Annotated in this window: 20 protein-coding genes and 3 pseudogenes; 8 read left to right on the top strand and 15 right to left on the bottom strand. The window is 57.1% G+C overall.

Translation table 11 applies throughout. The annotated features are described in order from the left end of the window. A pseudogene (locus ASC96_RS33560) lies at nucleotides 1-205 on the top strand (hypothetical protein); the annotation flags it as partial. 618 nt (nucleotides 206-823) lie between these two features. Here ASC96_RS33560 and ASC96_RS17670 read toward each other — a convergent pair. The 6 genes from ASC96_RS17670 to ASC96_RS17695 all read right to left on the bottom strand — a co-directional run bounded on the left by ASC96_RS17670 (nucleotide 824) and on the right by ASC96_RS17695 (nucleotide 4,441). Continuing rightward, nucleotides 824-1,174, bottom strand: coding sequence for a response regulator (locus tag ASC96_RS17670; protein ID WP_060504456.1), 351 nt, complete (start codon nucleotides 1,172-1,174; stop codon nucleotides 824-826). Nucleotides 1,175-1,328: 154 nt separating this feature from the next. Continuing rightward, nucleotides 1,329-1,532, bottom strand: coding sequence for a GFA family protein (locus tag ASC96_RS33875; protein ID WP_244482151.1), 204 nt, complete (start codon nucleotides 1,530-1,532; stop codon nucleotides 1,329-1,331). 174 nt (nucleotides 1,533-1,706) lie between these two features. Next, entirely contained in the window at nucleotides 1,707-2,162 is a 456-nt protein-coding gene (locus ASC96_RS17680; protein WP_060504457.1) for a hypothetical protein, read from the bottom strand. Between the two features lie 55 nt (nucleotides 2,163-2,217). Then, nucleotides 2,218-2,712, bottom strand: coding sequence for a ferritin-like domain-containing protein (locus ASC96_RS17685; RefSeq protein WP_060504458.1), 495 nt, complete (start codon nucleotides 2,710-2,712; stop codon nucleotides 2,218-2,220). Nucleotides 2,713-2,766: 54 nt separating this feature from the next. Next, complete coding sequence (locus ASC96_RS17690) at nucleotides 2,767-3,675, bottom strand: hypothetical protein (protein WP_060504459.1); 909 nt, start codon at nucleotides 3,673-3,675, stop codon at nucleotides 2,767-2,769. 403 nt (nucleotides 3,676-4,078) lie between these two features. Beyond that, nucleotides 4,079-4,441 carry a hypothetical protein gene (locus ASC96_RS17695; RefSeq protein WP_060504460.1) on the bottom strand — a complete coding sequence of 121 codons (363 nt, stop codon included), beginning with the start codon at nucleotides 4,439-4,441 and terminating at the stop codon, nucleotides 4,079-4,081. Between the two features lie 156 nt (nucleotides 4,442-4,597). On the opposite strand from ASC96_RS17695, the gene ASC96_RS34265 reads away from it, so the two are divergent. Both ASC96_RS34265 and ASC96_RS17700 read left to right on the top strand, forming a co-directional pair. Further along, nucleotides 4,598-4,723, top strand: a complete 126-nt coding sequence (locus tag ASC96_RS34265; RefSeq protein ID WP_280140016.1) for a DUF6766 family protein — start codon at nucleotides 4,598-4,600, stop codon at nucleotides 4,721-4,723. Between the two features lie 30 nt (nucleotides 4,724-4,753). Then, nucleotides 4,754-4,966 (top strand): hypothetical protein, encoded by a 213-nt coding sequence (locus tag ASC96_RS17700; RefSeq protein ID WP_060504461.1) that lies wholly within the window; start codon nucleotides 4,754-4,756, stop codon nucleotides 4,964-4,966. Between the two features lie 347 nt (nucleotides 4,967-5,313). Here ASC96_RS17700 and ASC96_RS17710 read toward each other — a convergent pair whose 3' ends face one another. Next, complete coding sequence (locus tag ASC96_RS17710) at nucleotides 5,314-5,607, bottom strand: hypothetical protein (RefSeq protein WP_060504463.1); 294 nt, start codon at nucleotides 5,605-5,607, stop codon at nucleotides 5,314-5,316. Nucleotides 5,608-6,007: 400 nt separating this feature from the next. On the opposite strand from ASC96_RS17710, the gene ASC96_RS17715 reads away from it, so the two are divergent. Next, nucleotides 6,008-6,439, top strand: a complete 432-nt coding sequence (locus ASC96_RS17715) for a hypothetical protein (RefSeq protein WP_082512143.1) — start codon at nucleotides 6,008-6,010, stop codon at nucleotides 6,437-6,439. Between the two features lie 10 nt (nucleotides 6,440-6,449). On the opposite strand, the gene ASC96_RS17720 is transcribed toward ASC96_RS17715, so the two are convergent. From ASC96_RS17720 to ASC96_RS17740, 5 genes and pseudogenes are all read right to left on the bottom strand, one after another. Beyond that, the gene (locus tag ASC96_RS17720; protein ID WP_060504464.1) at nucleotides 6,450-6,641 is read right to left on the bottom strand and encodes a hypothetical protein; all 192 of its coding nucleotides are present in this window, start codon (nucleotides 6,639-6,641) and stop codon (nucleotides 6,450-6,452) included. Nucleotides 6,642-6,989: 348 nt separating this feature from the next. Continuing rightward, a complete protein-coding gene (locus tag ASC96_RS17725) occupies nucleotides 6,990-7,391 on the bottom strand; it encodes a DUF1236 domain-containing protein (protein WP_060504513.1) in 402 nt (133 codons plus the stop codon). Nucleotides 7,392-7,498: 107 nt separating this feature from the next. Continuing rightward, a complete protein-coding gene (locus ASC96_RS17730) occupies nucleotides 7,499-8,149 on the bottom strand; it encodes a response regulator transcription factor (RefSeq protein WP_060504465.1) in 651 nt (216 codons plus the stop codon). Continuing rightward, nucleotides 8,146-9,541, bottom strand: a pseudogene (locus ASC96_RS17735) (sensor histidine kinase). Before ASC96_RS17735 ends, ASC96_RS17730 begins: the two are co-directional and overlap by 4 nt. A gap of 122 nt (nucleotides 9,542-9,663) precedes the next feature. After that, nucleotides 9,664-10,302: a BA14K family protein gene (locus ASC96_RS17740; RefSeq protein WP_060504466.1), complete on the bottom strand. Its 639-nt coding sequence runs from the start codon at nucleotides 10,300-10,302 to the stop codon at nucleotides 9,664-9,666. Between the two features lie 320 nt (nucleotides 10,303-10,622). Between ASC96_RS17740 and ASC96_RS31895 the strand changes: the two genes are divergently transcribed. The 4 genes and pseudogenes from ASC96_RS31895 to ASC96_RS17765 form a co-directional block, all read left to right on the top strand. Further along, the gene (locus tag ASC96_RS31895; RefSeq protein WP_082512149.1) at nucleotides 10,623-11,072 is read left to right on the top strand and encodes a BA14K family protein; all 450 of its coding nucleotides are present in this window, start codon (nucleotides 10,623-10,625) and stop codon (nucleotides 11,070-11,072) included. A gap of 253 nt (nucleotides 11,073-11,325) precedes the next feature. Continuing rightward, a complete protein-coding gene (locus ASC96_RS17750) occupies nucleotides 11,326-11,646 on the top strand; it encodes a PepSY domain-containing protein (protein WP_060504468.1) in 321 nt (106 codons plus the stop codon). Nucleotides 11,647-11,680: 34 nt separating this feature from the next. After that, the gene (locus ASC96_RS17755; protein ID WP_060504469.1) at nucleotides 11,681-12,295 is read left to right on the top strand and encodes a general stress protein; all 615 of its coding nucleotides are present in this window, start codon (nucleotides 11,681-11,683) and stop codon (nucleotides 12,293-12,295) included. 624 nt (nucleotides 12,296-12,919) lie between these two features. Next, nucleotides 12,920-13,342 (top strand): annotated as a pseudogene (locus ASC96_RS17765) (septum site-determining protein MinD); the annotation flags it as partial. A 664-nt stretch (nucleotides 13,343-14,006) separates the two neighbouring features. On the opposite strand, the gene ASC96_RS17775 reads toward ASC96_RS17765, so the two are convergent. From ASC96_RS17775 to ASC96_RS17785, 3 genes are read right to left on the bottom strand one after another with little or no spacing between them, the layout of a single operon-like run. Continuing rightward, complete coding sequence (locus tag ASC96_RS17775) at nucleotides 14,007-15,011, bottom strand: DUF3618 domain-containing protein (RefSeq protein WP_060504472.1); 1,005 nt, start codon at nucleotides 15,009-15,011, stop codon at nucleotides 14,007-14,009. Continuing rightward, entirely contained in the window at nucleotides 15,011-15,427 is a 417-nt protein-coding gene (locus tag ASC96_RS17780; RefSeq protein WP_060504473.1) for a phage holin family protein, read from the bottom strand. Before ASC96_RS17780 ends, ASC96_RS17775 begins: the two co-directional genes overlap by 1 nt. Further along, entirely contained in the window at nucleotides 15,420-15,983 is a 564-nt protein-coding gene (locus ASC96_RS17785; protein WP_060504474.1) for a hypothetical protein, read from the bottom strand. The genes ASC96_RS17780 and ASC96_RS17785 overlap by 8 nt, the downstream gene beginning before the upstream one ends. Between the last annotated feature and the right edge of the window lie 125 nt (nucleotides 15,984-16,108).

Below are 16,108 nucleotides of genomic sequence, written 5' to 3' on the forward strand. Positions count from 1 at the left end.
CCAGCCGAAGCCGAAGAGCGATACTACGCCATGCTGGACGAGCCAGCCATGGCCGCATAACTTAAACGAAATGGCCTCCGGCAAACCCGGTGCGGTTCAGTCCGTGGATGTCGGCAAGTCATTATCCGCCGATCGGCGGACCAAGTCGAAGACGAAAGCCAAGCCGGGTGAAGGCGACCAGGGCGATCATCACTCGTCGAAGTAGGAGTTCGGGCATGTTGTTGAGAAGACAGGGCATCCGCCAGGAAGAAACTTTCTTATCTGGACGACAGGACGAGGTCTCGGTTACCGACAAGGCAGGATCTCCCGAAGATAATGCACGGCTTCGGCATGAAATTCTCCACAAGGAAATCGAGTTGCTCCGTGCGAGGCTGGACATCGTTCGCGCTCAAGTCGGCGCGGTTGCGAAATCGGGCGGCACCTGGATTCACGCGAGCGCGCGGTCGCAACTGGGTGCCTATCCATGGGCGAAGTTTGCAGCCCTGACCGCTGCATCATATGTCGTAACCCGATCGCTTCGGAAATTGCCCCTCGGGTCCATCGCCGCGGCAGCCATCCCGATGGCCACAGTGGCGTTGAAGCGAAGATTGCGCTGATCACAGGATTTGCAGCGGTTCGAGTGGCATTGGTTCAGGAGCCCGCTAGCCGCTGTCTAAATAACGGAAGTCGGGGATCGATTGCGTTCAGGTTGGCTTGCCTCAAGGTCTGCGCTGCTGGAACAATCACCGCAGATCTATCGCCGACTGATCCCGTGGAAGATTGCGAAGCGCCGTTCACACTCATCTGCCGCCCGGAAACAAGAGCGTAGAGAACGCGATGTGATCTAGGCCGCCATCGATTTCAGTCGGCGAGCAATATCGTCGAACCGATAGGGTTTTGAAACGAACTGTGCGTTCGGCGGAAGGTCAAAATCCGCCGGGGTCAATCGCCCGGATACCACGAGTATTCCTGCATCCGGAAAACGCTGGTGAACCTCGTGTGCCAGATCCACGCCTGAAAGAACGCCCGGCATCTGAATATCGGTGAACAGGAAATGGATCGCTTCCTCACTGATGATATCCATCGCGTCATCGGCGGAGCCGGCTTCCAGAACGGTGAACCCCGCATCTTCGAGCGCACCTATCGCAGTGAGCCTGATGAGTGGCTCGTCTTCCACAACCAGAACTTTTCGCATCTCGTCCTCCAATATGCGGATAAACTCTCGGTTCAGCGCATGGTTCCTGACGTCGTGCGAACGTCGTAGCTTCCGCTAGCGATCTCGGGGAAAGGCGTGCTGACCCTCACGACGACGCGTATAGCGAGCCTCGCGGGGCAAGGTGTCAGCCATCTCAACATAAGGAAGGCTGCTCCCAGAAACCATGCGCCTCTGGCTCGAAGCGCTCGGGCGCATTCATAAAACCGATGCAGAGGTAGATTTCGGACGGGAGCCCTTCATCTTGATAGGCGATCGAGGTTCCGCACTCTCCGCAGAATGTCCGCACGACGCCCGGTGTCTTTGAATACGTCTTCGGGATGCCCGTAATGTTGACCACTAGACCTGTCTTGTAGCCGACCCAGATCGTCAAACGACCGCCGATCGCTTTTCGGCGGTCATCGTCATGGTCCCAGTTGATCCAAACGGCTCACCGATGGCGTAGATCTCCATCGCGCCGCCAAAGCAAAACCCCGTTCGATTCTGGACATCTCCCGTCGTCCCGTCCGGTTTCTCAATCAACCTTGGCGTCGGGATCCGTGCGACCGCTTGGGATAGAGCTCACCGTTGCAGAAACAGGATCGCTGGCCGGAAACGATGACTCCAGACCTTCGTCAAGATGCTCCTCAAGCGTGCCCGTATCCTGCGCTGCGCGTGCGCTTCTTAGGGACAAAACGGCTGGAGACGTCTCGGGATTCTCCGCGTAGGTGGCCGGCACGGATGCGGTATGAGCTGATTGCGAGGGTTGTTCATTCGACTCAGCCGATGCCTCGCTGGCCTCCTCCAGGTCGGTGTCAAATGTCGCGATCTGGACCATCACCGCCTTCGCCTTTTCTTCAGCGTTGAGACGGTTGAGGTTTCCGTTCTCGTCGTTCTTCATGTGAACCGACACAACGTCGCCACCTTCGCCGACGAACTCGACCGTTACACCGGAATTCTCTTCGTGTACCTTCTTGCCAACGATTTCCATGTCATTCTCCGATGGGAAGCATCCACCGCCAAGCGTGGATCCTGAAGTTTCTAGTTCAGCCTTCAGCCTTCTGGTTGACGACTGACGTCGCAATCGACGTCAGGGTAAGATCAGTCGCCTGTTCTTCATCCAGCGTCGTCTGCAACAACCCGGCAGCGTCGGTCAGCCCGAGCTCAAGCGCCCAAGTGCGCAAAGTGCCGTAGCGCGACATCTCGTAATGCTCCACCGCCTGAGCGGCGGCGAGCAGTCCAGCGTCGAGGGCGGGGGAGCCATCATACTCTTCAATGATCTCGGCACCTTCGTCGGTGATGCCGAGGATCGCGTCACAGGTCTTGGCTTCCGGCTCTTCGCCGATGATCTCGAACACCTGTTCGAGACGCTCGACGTGAACCTTTGTTTCGGCCAGATGCTTAGTGAAGGCGTCCTTGAGCTGGACGCTCGTGGCCGCTTCTTCCATTTTTGGAAGGGTCTCGACGATCTTCTGCTCGGCGAAATAGACGTCCTTCAAAGTGTCGAGAAACAGGTCTTGGAGCTTCTTAGTCTCGGCCAATGTGGCCTCCGTTCTTGTTGGAGAGGCCGCTTGCACAATGCCAGCGGCTGGTAATTACGAAATGCGACGATCGGAGATATCAATGAGAAGAGCACGCTTGGTGCCGTAGACGCCACCAAACCACGCGGCAATCGCACCCAGAACCAAGGCAATGAAGCCGAGGATCGCTCCGGCCGAGACGGCGGCGCTTGCGGCCTGAGCCGCATCGATGGCCTTCTGCTTGGCTGCCGCGATGTTGTCGCGATAGGTCTTCTCATACTGGTCGACCTGAGTGCGCGCCTGATCGGCTGGGATGTTCTGAGCCTTGGCGATAGCATCGGCCGCGCGGTTGCGGGCGTCCTCTGCTGTTGCCTCGTCGCCCATGACGACTGCCTGCATCGCCGACACTGCGGCGTTCTGCAAAGCCTGCGGATCGTTCCCCGTTGTCGAACGAATTTGCTGTTCGATTCCGCCCATTGGATTGGTCGAGTTGGCGATCGCTGGCGCCGCTGCGGTTACGGCGGTCGCTGCCGTGGAGCCGACGCCACTTACGACGGACGAAAGACCACTAAACGCGCCACCGACGAGAGCGCCGACGGATGTCGTCAGCAGATAGAGCACAATGAGCGTGGTGACGGCCCATGATGTCACTCCCTGGTAGCCCCCCGTCGAGTTGCTCGGACGGCCCGACAGTCGACTGGCAACGTAGCCGCCAGCAAAGGAAGCAATGATGCCCGCAACAACGAACCAGATGCCGCCCGCAATCGAAAACGTGCTGGCTTCCGGATTATCATAGGTGCCAGGATCGAGCACGGCCGCGCCAATGCCGACCCCAAGAAGGTTCAACAGAAATTGGGCACTGAGCGCGATTGCGACGCCAGCGAAAACTGCTCCCCATGAAACCTTGTTGAAAGCGGCGCTCGCCGACGAGTCGACGCCATAGGACGGGTCGTGAGGGAGGTTGGTTGATATTGGGGTGGTCATGTTCGGGTCCTTGTTGCGGTCACACTGTTGTGATGGCGGAAGAACTAAGAGCTGCCACAATTGTTCCGAGCGCAGGCTTAAGATGCGCTAGCTGGAGGCAGAAAAAAGCTTCTCAATCGTCGAGGATGGTTTCGGCAGCGAGTTGACGGCAGTCACTTCAATTTCGAGGCCTGTGATAAGAGGGTGCGACGTGCTGGTCATGACCTACGGATGTCGATCCAATTGGCTGACGTAAGGCGAAAGAACAGCGTTCAGCCCCCTGTCCTCTCAGGGGCCGCACGATTCTTTGAAAGCGGTATCGTAGCGGCGCGACCACAGCATTCATCAATCCCACCAACATCGAGGCGATATAGTAAGAGAGAGATCGCCGCGGTCAGACCCGCCGATCCGCCCAATCACGCAGTCATTGACTGTTTGCATCATTTGCGGGATCGCAAACAATAGTGGTCCTGGCAGAGGGCTTGATCCGAGCAATATCCGATCCCCGGTCGCTGAGGCGTAGATCAACGTCAAACCAGCCGTTTTGGTTGATAAGATCAAGCAATGCGATCGCGAGACGCCCTGCGCAAACAGGATTTGTGCGTAAGTCTATGAGTTCCCCTTCCTCGCCGGCCAGCCGAATTACCATCTCCCCGTCTTCCATCGGACGATAGCACATCGCACTCACGAAGCCGACAACATCCTCTTCGGTCAATCCCTCCGGGGCTGGGCGTTGGTCGTTGAACATCGCATGGGCATCAGCTTTGGCTGCATCTGTGAATGTCATAAGTGGCTTTCCATAAGTGACGCATTTCCAGTGTTCTCGGCACGAGCGTTGCGTGGCGCGGAACCGGCAGGGGACCATTTGGTTCCATGAGGATTACATCGATGTCTGGAACCAATCCAACCAAATCTGGTTGATGGGCGCAGCGGAGAGTTATCGATGAAATTCATGCGTGACAACGGCCTGACGATCGTATTGACAGTGTTGTCGGTGCTCACGATCGGGGGCATGCTTTTAACAGGATGGACGGTTTACGATCATGAACTTGCTGAGCACGCGCGCTAATCTCAAGTAAAGATCGATGAAAGCGGTCGCATGCCGCACGGCGGCCTAAGCCAGTATGAAAAGCGAGCGCAGCCTTGCCGCAAGGGGATGGAGAGATTGACGCTGCGGTACCCAGGAACCAAAACATTAGCCGAGCGTTTCATCATCGTTCAAATAAAAGGACCCGCCATGAACCGCATCATTTACATAGTCGGCCTCGTTGTTATCGTGATCGCAATCCTGTCGTTCTTCGGTCTTCGTTGAAACCGACAGCCTTAAAAGAAAAAAGGCCCTTTCAGATCGGGAGGGCCAGCTTCCTCTCAGAATAGGCCGGGCTGGACGATAAAACTCCATCGGGAAGACTCAGTCTTTGTCCCCCGGACCGTATGCTACCTTCGTCCAGACCACCGACCACTCATTCGCGCAGCCCTCATTGCAGACGAAACGGCCATCAGAAGGCAGTTCGTCTCGCCAGGGATCCATGGTCAACCACGCCGGGGGCGCTATCCCAGGCAGCTTCAGCATTTGGAGCACATCATAAAGCTCCGGCAACGTCGTGACCTTCTGGACGTCTTGCTGCCCGCCCGCTTTGATAGTCCAAGCGTAATGCGTCACGGTGCCACTTCCTCCAAATCGGCAACGGTCCCGATGGGCTCGATTGCCTCCACAAACCTCTCCACCACGCTGCCGTAATCGTTCAGGATGTCGAGTATCGCTTCTACGGGAAAGGAGCGCAGCTGAACCCGGTATATTCGCGTCCGCTCGGGAACGCGTCGGTTCGGATCTCCGTGCAGGAACGGGCGATGGCTGCGAGCATCATTATACGCGCGCGTTTCGTCCGCGCCATAGGACAGCGAACTTCCGTTCCCCAACGTGTAGGCGTGGATCGTGAACCCGTCCGTCATACGAATTGCCTCCACTGCGATGCGCCTGCTCGACGGCACGCTATGCGGTGTCGTCTTAGTCCCTGGATCATCATAGCGAATGTGCTCTCACCAAGGCATCCGACTTCAGTCCTCCATGGGACCGAGACCTTCGGCGTCTGGCCCGGGCAGGCGCGTCCATATGCTCAAGGTCGCATTTCTCTGCGGAGTGGGACTTTCAACCAACCTTCACGGGACCTTGGTCTCACGTGAACCAACGGAAAGGTCGCGTTTTCCCCCTAAAGCCGACGCCTTGCGTTGACGATCCAGTCGGGCGCACCCAGAGTATATGTGGAAAAGAGGCGCTCGCCGTCTCGGATGTCGTTCAGCCGCTTTGCTGGTGACGGCCGGATAGTGTGATTTTCCATTCAGGGAGTGAGCCATGCCAACGCGCCGGAAGACCGCCCAGTTTCAGCTTTTGATCGTCCTGAGTGCGTTTATCGTCACGGCTCCTTGTTCGGTGAGCATATCGGACTACTCCATCGGCCTTACTCTGCAGACCGCACTGGCAAAAAACGGCAACAATGGAAATGGCGGTGGCAACAACAACGGCGGAGGGAATGGAAACGGGGGAGGAAACGGCAACAAAGGCGGTAAGAGCGAAACACGCGGAAACTCGAATTCTCAGGGAGCGAAGAGCAAGGGCGTGACCACCCAGGGCAGCCCGGCATCGCTCTCGGTTCGTCACGATGATGGAATGAGCGAAGTCGTTCGCAATGGCAGATACATCATGAAAGACTCCAAGGGTCGCACCATCGTCAACCGCCGTGCTACGTTGGGAGATGAGATCCGGCTGCGGTTTTTTCGCCGCTGAACGCTGCGGATCAAACCGACTTTTGGGCAGCCAAGTGTTCGAGTTTGGACTGGATGAACGCCAGCGGCTCTTTGATTATTATTGGCCCCGCAGGCGTGAGAACTTTCGTGAGCTTGTACTTGTTGACAGGATAGATAACGACGAACTGGTCGACATTCATGTACAATTTCTCATCGCTTTCAGACGTCAGTTCAAGCCACATGGCCACATGTCCTTCAAAAATCCGAAGTCCTGGTCCCCGGTCGCATGCGTGAGACGGGTTGACAGCAGCGTGCTGCGGACGACTGCACCTGCCATAACTATTTTTTCGCAGCTAGCGTATCGCTCGCGACGGGGATGAAGACCTTCGCCTGTCGCTCCGAGGTGTTGAGCATGCCCCGTCGTAGGACATTGTCGTATCTCGTCTGTGGCTGCACGGTTCGGTCGGGGAATACCGGGGCGGCGCTTGTGTGCCGATGACGACAACGACGCCAACGAGGCAGATCAGGTGGTTCAGTTCGCATCTTCCTCGTTGGCGTCCGTCGCGTCCAAGAACGCGAAAGCTATAGCCTTACTGGATGACCTGCACGACAGTGCGGGTCTGCGGATCGACGATGACGCGCTGGTCGTTGACGACGGTGTAGGAATAGCGCGGATCCTCAGCGATCGGCATCAGGACCACTTCCTGCGGGACAGGTTTGCCGACGACGATTGGCTGCTTCACAACGACGGAATTCTGAATAGGCTGCTGTTGGACGTAGGTGACGATGCGCTCTGGCGGCGGATCAATCACAGCTCCGGCGATCGCGCCAGCGACACCGCCAACGGCCGCACCGACCGGGCCGCCGACGATCGCACCTGTGACTGCGCCACCTGCGGCGCCTGTGACTGTGCTGTTGGCTTCATCGGCAAGGGCTGAGCCGCTTAGAGCGAGCGTGACGAAGGCGGACGCGAGAATAAGTTTCGTGTTCATGGCGGTCTCCACTGTTTTTTTCACAGGAGCTGAACGTCTTGAAATTAAAGCTGTTCCCGGCCACGACCTATGCCGTGATCATACGGGACTTAAGTCCTGCAAATCTCTCAAGTGCGGGCCGTAGCGTCCCGTAGCGTCATGGCCGCTTCCGTTCGGTTGCTGATCCCCAGCTTTGCAAAGATGTGGGTCATGTGTTGCTTGATCGTCTTCTCGTGCACGCTGAGCCGTAGGGCTATCCGCTTGTTGCTGAGGCCCTCGGCTACAAGGTTCAGGACTTCCTGTTCGCGAGTTGTCAGATTGTCGATCGGGTTTCCCCGCTTTGCCAAGGCTTCAGATGATGACATGTCGGACAGCAACCGCGCCGACAACGACGGCGAGACATAGGTGTCGCCCGCGTCCACCGATCTCACGATGTCCGCCAGAATCCGCGACCCGACGCCTTTCAGCACGTAGGCTTTCGCACCTTTCGACAACGCACTCATCACGTCATCGCCCGTTTCCGATACCGTCAGCATGATGATCTTCTGGGCAGGGTTAGCCTGCAGGATAGGCTCGATCGCATTCAACCCACCGCCCGGCATCGAAATATCCATGAGCAGGATACTCGGCTTGAGGGTGGAGCTCAACGAAAGAGCCTCTTCGGAGGTGGATCCCTCGCCAACGATCCGGAAGCCTGGGATTTCCGCGAGTATACGCATGACGCCTTCGCGAAACAGCGGATGATCGTCGACGACGCCTATCGTTATCTCTTTGCTCATGCTGACTCCATCTCATGCAGATTCAGGGACATGCGCAGCACCGTCCCTTGGTTCGATGTTTTCAAGTCGAAATGTCCACCGAGGCTTTCAACCCGCTCGCGCAGGCCCGACAGCCCAAGACTGGACGGTTTGATTTTCTCTGGCTCGAAGCCCGGACCGCTGTCACCGACAGTTATGGACACGTTCTCACCGTCAAAGGTCTGGACAACATACTGTCCAGCTCCGCCAATGTGCCGGAACCCATTGTTGAGCGCCTCCTGTAGGAAACGGTAGACGCAGATTTTTGCGGACAACGAGAGCGCCGAGAGCGGCGGTGACGTGGTAGACATCGACAGCCTCACCGTGGTGTTCGTACGCTGCTTATGCGCTTTCAAGGCTCGTTCGATAATCTCCTTAAGATCGGCTCCTTCTATTTGCGGTAGGACAAGACCACTGCAAATGGTTCGGATTTCGTGCATCGCATCATCCAGACTGGATTTGATCGATGAGATCTCGCTGTCCCGTAAACGGGTTGCGGATGGCGTCGCTGTCGACCTTCAGCGCCGCGAGAGCGACAAGCTGTGCCGGTCCATCGTGAAGTTCAGCCCCCAGCCGCCGCAGGTATCGCTCGTTCAACGCCGTGGTGCGTTGGCTCGCACGCTGAAGCTTCGCACTGAGTTCGCCGTTCTGCGTGAGTAGGTCTGACAGGTCTTTGATCCGTTTCTTCAAAGCCTCACGCTGGCTGTCGATCATTCTGCTCCCTTTGAACACGAGCGCGGACAGAATGGCGAAGAATGTCATGGTGGAAGCCACTACAGCAATCCAGCTCTGTAGCCGAGCGTGGTTCAGGCTGTGCTGGAAATCAGTCGCAATCTCGTAGAACTCAAGAACCGCGACGACATCGCCGGACCAAGGTTGCAGAACGGGATTGTAGACCTCGAGGAGCGGCATACCGCTCTCGACTTCGCTCTCGCTCCCGACATCGTCGATGTTGTCATACTCCGCTACCATTTTTCCGGTAAGCGCTGTCTGCAGGCCATCGCTGAGTGGCAGCTTCTCTCCAATCTGTTCTCTGTCGCTTGAATAAAGAACCGTGCCGTCGGGTCGCCAGAGTTTGAATGATATCAGCCGTTTTCCAAGCGCCCCTTGACTCAACGTCTCGTCAAGCGCCTGCTTCACGGAATCGCTCAGATCGGTGCTGGCCTGCATGTCCGGCAGCAGAGGTGCGATAACGCTATCAACATAAAGGGCTGTCGCCGCCCCGGAATTTCTGGTGACCGCATCCTCAATCAGCCTTGTGACGAACGCTCCGACGATGATGGTCGCGACGAGCGAGACCAGGCCTCCCAAGAGTAGGAACTGCTGAGCCAGCGACGGTGCTTTCCAGTAACCGCCTTTGTAGAAAGCGTTCATCCATGTCAGATACTCCCACCCAGCATTGTTTGCCTGCGAACTGTTGTCACAAACTATGGCAGGGAGGCGGTTCGTCAACGAGTGGGAGCGGGAATGGCGACGAATCTACACTCGCCGCCCGGTCAAATATATGGAGACACGCAGGAGCGGATTTCGCCGCTGAATGCCCGGTAGGTGTTGTTGCCGGGGTCATAGGAGCGGTAGCGCGCGAAGCACCACTGTGAATGGCGATCTGAGGAATAGCCTATCGCACCGATGTCGGATGCGTCCTGGACGACGTCGGCGGTCTGCGTACCATTGACCGACGCAGTGAACGGTGGTCGGCATTGTCGACGCGCACCGCTATAAGGCTGATATGTGTTGTCCAAAACGCGGTATGACCTGTAACGGTCAGCGCACCACGCTGCCACTTCCGGATCGACCTGATAATTGGAGGTCAGGCCGACGCTCGCCATTTTGCCATCCCCGGAGAGGTGAGTTCGGAAAAGCTGCCTCGCAGGTTGAATCGCACTTGTGACGGTGTTGTCAACACTCATCTCCGCTGATTCCGGCAGCTCGACGGTGAGAGCGGGAAGGCGCTCAAAATTCTGCTTGTTGGGATCGACCGACACGGGACCGGAGGTCCAGAGCGATGTGACGTCTATGTTGGCCAGCTTTTTAGCGTCATGCTCGGGAATGTAGTTAGGGATCGCCATGACACTCCCCGCTATCGCGGTGAGAGAGAGTGTAATGCCCAGAACGGGCAGGATAGGATAGGTCATCGATTGGCTCCTGCGTTCCGACCGCTCCCGAGAGGCAAGCGAGGCCGGTCATCTTGGGAAGGGTTCAGAATGAACTCGAAACGACCTGCCGCATCCCGATAGCGTTATCATTGAGCCACTGAACGCAACTGCTGGAACAGGGTTCCGGTTTGGAGCGTCGATACCGCGCCTCTTGGTCCTTTGCTTCGAGAAAGCTAGACGAAAGCCCTACGTGTCAAAGCAAAGGTCGCAGAAGGCTGTCAGCGGGGAACCAGATAGGGGAGGGGATCATTCAGTAGACGAAGCGTGAGATGACCTCACCGCTCAATCAGGAGATAAAGATGAACATCTCAGCTTTAAGAGTAGCACCGCTGGCGCTTTCCGCCATCATGTTCGCAACGTCGTTCGGTCCGGTACACGCTTTCGTCGCCCCTCAACAGCCCCATATCGGTTTGCCTGCCCTAGATGTCGAGACGGTGCAGCACCGTCGGGGTCACCACGACGATATCCGCCGCCACGGCTTCCACCGTCGGGGTGACGCAGCCTACTATAATGGCCACCGTGGTTATCACGAGCGCCGCCGCGGCTATCGTGAATACAATGGAATGTGGTTTCCTCTCGCCGCGTTTGCCACCGGGGCAATCATCGGTGGAGTCGTGGTTGACCGACCAGTTCGGTACGGTGGCAGCCATGTCGAATGGTGTGGGAACAGGTATCGCAGCTATCGCGCCTACGACAACACCTATCAGCCGAACTATGGACCGAGACGCCAGTGTCATTCGCCATACTAAAAACGCGAAATCGCTCAAACAAGCATGGCTGGGTTTTCCTTGCCGTGCTCCGGATGAAAAAGTTTGAGCACCACACTGCGACTGACAATTACCATCTGCTCTTGGTCCGGCAGTCGTACGATATGAGACTTTGGTCTGGGACGGATCGGGCAAAGGTCCAGTGCGTAATTGGCGACCCCGATCCTCGGAACCAATTGATTCTTTGAGTGTTCTGTTGCCGAGGATCATTCAACGATCCCGCAAGGAGAACACTATGAAGAAACCTCTAATCGCAGTGGCGGCCGTCGCTTTTTCCGCAACCTCGGTATTCGCACAGGAAACCAAGCCGGCGGCAAATCCGGACGGCGATACGCCAGCAGTCGCGACCCCGTCCGACCAGAACGCAACCGCGCCAGTCGAAGGCGCAAACAGCTTTACCGAAGGTCAGGCCAAGGATCGCATCACCGAAGCGGGTTATGCCGACGTCACCGACTTGAAGTTGGATGACAAGGGCGTGTGGCAGGCCAAGGCGACCAAGGACGGCAAGTCCGTAATGGTGTCAATGGACTACCAGGGCAACATCGTCGCCAAGTAAGCGCGTCTCAAGAACAACAATGAGGAGAAACACCATGACGAAGACCGTAACCGGCCTTTTCGACCATTATTCCGATGCAACTTCGGCCGTCGACCAACTCAAAGCGGCAGGCATTTCGGACAAAGATATCAGCATAGTCTCCAACAACTCGGACGGACGCTTCAAGGACAACGACAATGATGTGGCTGAAGATGCAGGCACCGGCGCCGGCATCGGTGCTGCCGTGGGGGGGGTCGGCGGTCTGCTCACTGGCCTAGGGATCATGGCCATTCCGGGCGTCGGTCCGGTCGTCGCCGCCGGATGGCTTGCGGCCACGGCTGCCGGCGCTGTTGCTGGCGCGGTCGTCGGTGGTGCAGCGGGCGGCCTCGTCGGCGCATTAACGGATTCCGGTGTCGACGAGCGCGATGCCCATGTCTATGCCGAAGGGGTGCGCCGTGGCGGTACCTTGGTGACAGCCAAAGTCGATGATGCCCGTGCGCCGGAAGTCGAAGCCATTCTCCAGCGCTCGAACTGGGTCGATCTTCCGGCACGACGGAGCGCTTATGAAGGTCAGGGGTGGACCTCCTTCGACGACAAGGCCGATCCCTATTCGCAGGCGGAGATCGACGCCGAGCGGGCGCGCTATGCCGGCCGGGCAACGTCGGTCTAAAGGGAAAATTCTAGCCACGAAGACAGGGCCTTTAAACCCCCGTAAGACTGCTAACAAACCCCGTCAATATCGGCGGGGTTTGCTTATGCTACAATGTGGGATTTACAGATCGGTTCGAAAGAGGCCGCGATAATTCCGCGCTTCACACCGGCGCCGGTTGGGTGGCCTCTGTCAGGCGGCCCTTGCGATATTCTTGAAATTTGGGCCGCTGCTTATGAGGCATTGCCGTGCGGCGCAGGGGAGCCTTCGTAAGTGGGCGTAGATCGCCGTGGAGCTGATGGGCATCGAGGAAGGAGCGGCTCGATGCCTCGGAGCGGACTGTGGTTTGGCATTTAATTGTGAGAATGCGACCGTTCCGGCAGGCTATGACACTTGATCTGAGATTCTTCGGTTCGATTTTCGGCGCTTGACGCTCCCAGAGTCGGAAACAACCTTTGTGATATTTGGTATTTTCCACTGAATCTTGGCTGTAGATGGCCATCTTTTCCACGGCGACGAATCTCACATTAGGTACCAAAACCGAACCTATAATCTCAGTTTAAGTGCCCGATCTCAATTTAAGTGCCGCACTATCCTGTTGAAATTGTTTAATCGTGAGTCTTGCGATTAATTGCAAAACGACAATTGCGCCACGCGGATGTGGCCATGGTCCCTACCAATCCGGAGGTTTCCTCGGTTTGTGACTCCGATCGCATTATCGGCCTATTGGATTCCAAGTCGCTGGAGGCTGAGAATGGCGAGACGATGGAGAAGCACCTACTCCTGACCCGCTACGAGACCGCACGCGCCGAACGCGGTGACATGCTGAAGGTCGATGACGTTCTGGAAATCCTGTCGATCCCGCTGCCTGGCATCATTCCGGAGAGCATGGACGTGCTGAGGGCCTCGAACGTAGGTTCGCCCGTGACCCTCGCTGATGGCCGCAGTGCCCCGGCGATCGCCTATTTCGAGGCCGCTCGACGGCTCAACGGCGAGGCGCTCCCGGTAGTTATCCGCGGCGACAAACGAGGCCTGTTCGGCAAGATCTTCGGAAGGAGAGTTGCATGAACCTCCTCCGCTTTTTCTTCCTCAGCAATCCGGAGCCGCAGCCCCAAGCGGCTTCAGGTCCTGCTCGCGCCGGACCGCGCTTCTACCGGCGATCCCGAGCTGGTCACAAAGCTCCGCGAAGAAATCCTCCGCGCGATTTCAAATCACATGGAAGTCGATGCCGACAAGAAGAACAGGAGAAACGCTGCGCTCGCGGCGCGTAAACGTGTTTTGCCCAACGCATGGAAAGTCCAAGGTGCCGGGAAGGAGCCAACTCGGCTCACCGTCTTTGCAATCACTTTGGAATATAGCGGCCGACGGAGATTGCAACTTGCCGCCACCAAGATAGCGCTTGCTGTGCGCGTTTGTCGTCTGTTCTGGCGTACATCGGCCGCTGATCTTGCTGTCGAGGAACTTACCCAACCTGTCGAACCCTTGGTCGTGGAGCAGTCAGCACTCTTTAATTTTCTCCGATCACACGTGTTTCGACGGTTGGACCAGTTGTCGCAACCGACTGAGTTATTCGCTTCGCTACGATGCGCAGCCCTGCGGGCAGGCTAGCCGCTGTCTTGCCACGGATGCGTCCGAAGGCGGCAATTCGTGCGGAGGGCACAAATGTCGTTCGCGAGGAAAACTGGCCCGACTTCCTGTTAGCCGAGCCAGAAACACGACCCGATGGATCGCCTTAAGCTTGGTCGGTGTTCCGATCTGATGATCCTTGCCTGAGGGCATCAACTTCCTCGACGACGCGGTCACGAAGATCGTCGTGTGCAGTTGAGGCTGCATCGACCACCTTCGCGCTAAGATCGGAGGCCATTTCCTTGGTCTTTTCCATTCCGACGCGCGCTTCAGCCGAAACCATTTCCTTGGTACTGTCAGCTGCGTCACCGACAAGCTTGTCCTCGACCTCCGTGTGGGGGAGCGCCGCGCCAATTGCCGCTCCGACAGCGAACGCCAGGGCACCTCCAACGAGAGGCTGGTCCCGGAACTGAGTCAATATCATCTCATTCAGCTTGTCCGTCTGTCCCCGTACCGAGCTTGCAGTCGATGACGCCCGGTCGGACATAGAATGAGCAGTATCGCTCGCCGCTGTCCCAATGCTGCTGACTGTGTTCTTCGTCTGCTCCCACTTTTCGGAAAGCCATCCAGATGCCGCGTCGAATGCAGCGCCTGTCTCATCCATAATATGGTCGATTTGTTTGCCACTGGCATCCGCAAATCCCCGATAGGTTGTACCGGCTTCATCGACGAAATGACCGGCGCGCCGACCGGCTTCATCGGTCAGCGCGCGCAGCCGCTTTCCCGAATTGTCTGAGAAGTGGCTGTATCGTGAGCCAAATTCATATTCGGGAGGTCCAAGACGGCGAACTGGTCCGTTAGCTTGGTACAATGGATAATCGGACACCTGGGATGGGGCCGCGTTTGCTTCGGTAGACGTCGAGCCTTTGGCCATCAGCCATGCGAGGCTCACACCCATCAGAGCGACAGGTAAAGGATTGTTCTTGAGTGCGTGCCCAAGGTTATTTACATACTCCGCGCCGCCGCTGCCTTTTGCATATGCGATCACTTCATCAACAAGCTGCCCTGGGGACATCCGTTCCTGGATCGCATCGATCCGTTGTCCGATACGCTCGCGATCCCGATCAATCTCTCGCTGAAGATCGGCTGACGTTTTCTCATTGGTTTCCATCAGATTTTCTCCTTTACGGTCTCGACATCTCGACGCAACGAAGTCGCAGTGCGGTTGAGAGCTAAATTGGTTCCGCGCAGCGCTGCGATCCCGCGCGAGACCAAAGCCCACGCGATCAATGCGACACCAATGCCGACTACGAGGGAGGCAAGTGCGCTCGCGCTCGTGTCATTGAAACCTTGTTCAACAAGGAAAGCAGCAATAGCGCCCACAAGGGCAGCAAGCAGGACACCCACAGCGCCAATGGCGAGAACAAGCCCGATGATAAGAACTTCGACGCCGCTCATCGCTTGCGATACCTTCTCCGATGCTTCGGTCTTGGCAAGGTCAATTTCTTTGCGTAGCAGCCCGGTGACGTCGGATACAAGGCTGCCGACCAATTCGGAGAGAGGAGCATTTTCGGAAGACTTAGCCATTTCCGCGTCCTTCCGTCATGCTCGGGTCAAAGGAAGTATTCGAGGTGGCTATTGAGCTGGACTTGGTCCGTTTCGCCGAGGCGGTCAGGAACCGGCTGGCAGTCAAACCCGCCAGAGCTGCGATACCAAGGAAAGCCAGCGGCTGCTTACGACCGAACTCTTCCGCCATGTTTGCAATCTCGCCGATGTCTTTGCCTTCCATTCGCTTGGCAAAGCCTTCAACACTGCGTCCAATCTGCGTTGCGTATTTGCCGATGTCCGCTTGTTCGGAGCCTTCAAGTTCGGACCCGACTTTCTGAAGCGCAGTCGCTACGCCTCCGACTTGCGTCGCTACAAATGTCGCTTGATCGGACATCGCGTCTTTGACTTTCTCCGAAGCGCTTTCTGCTCCCGCTTTGATGGCGGCCGACGCGTTCGAAATATCTTCGGTCAACTTTTCCTTCAGGTCTGAAAACGACGCAACGTCTTCTGAGCCATCCGGTGAAGCCGTATGCGCGTTCGATATTAAAGACCCTGGATTCGATCCGACAGGGGGATCAATGAACTCATTTTGCATTTAAACCTCCTATGGTTCAGGAAATTGCGGTTGGGCGCACTCGTGAACCATGGGAAACGAGGTTTGTTCCGTCCGCGCATAATGAGAAAGCAGCCGCGCCGCGCTCAGGATGCAGCCGAGGGAGA

It is taken from the genome of Rhizobium sp. Root1204 (genome assembly GCF_001424965.1).
Classification (GTDB): Bacteria; Pseudomonadota; Alphaproteobacteria; order Rhizobiales; family Rhizobiaceae; genus Pararhizobium.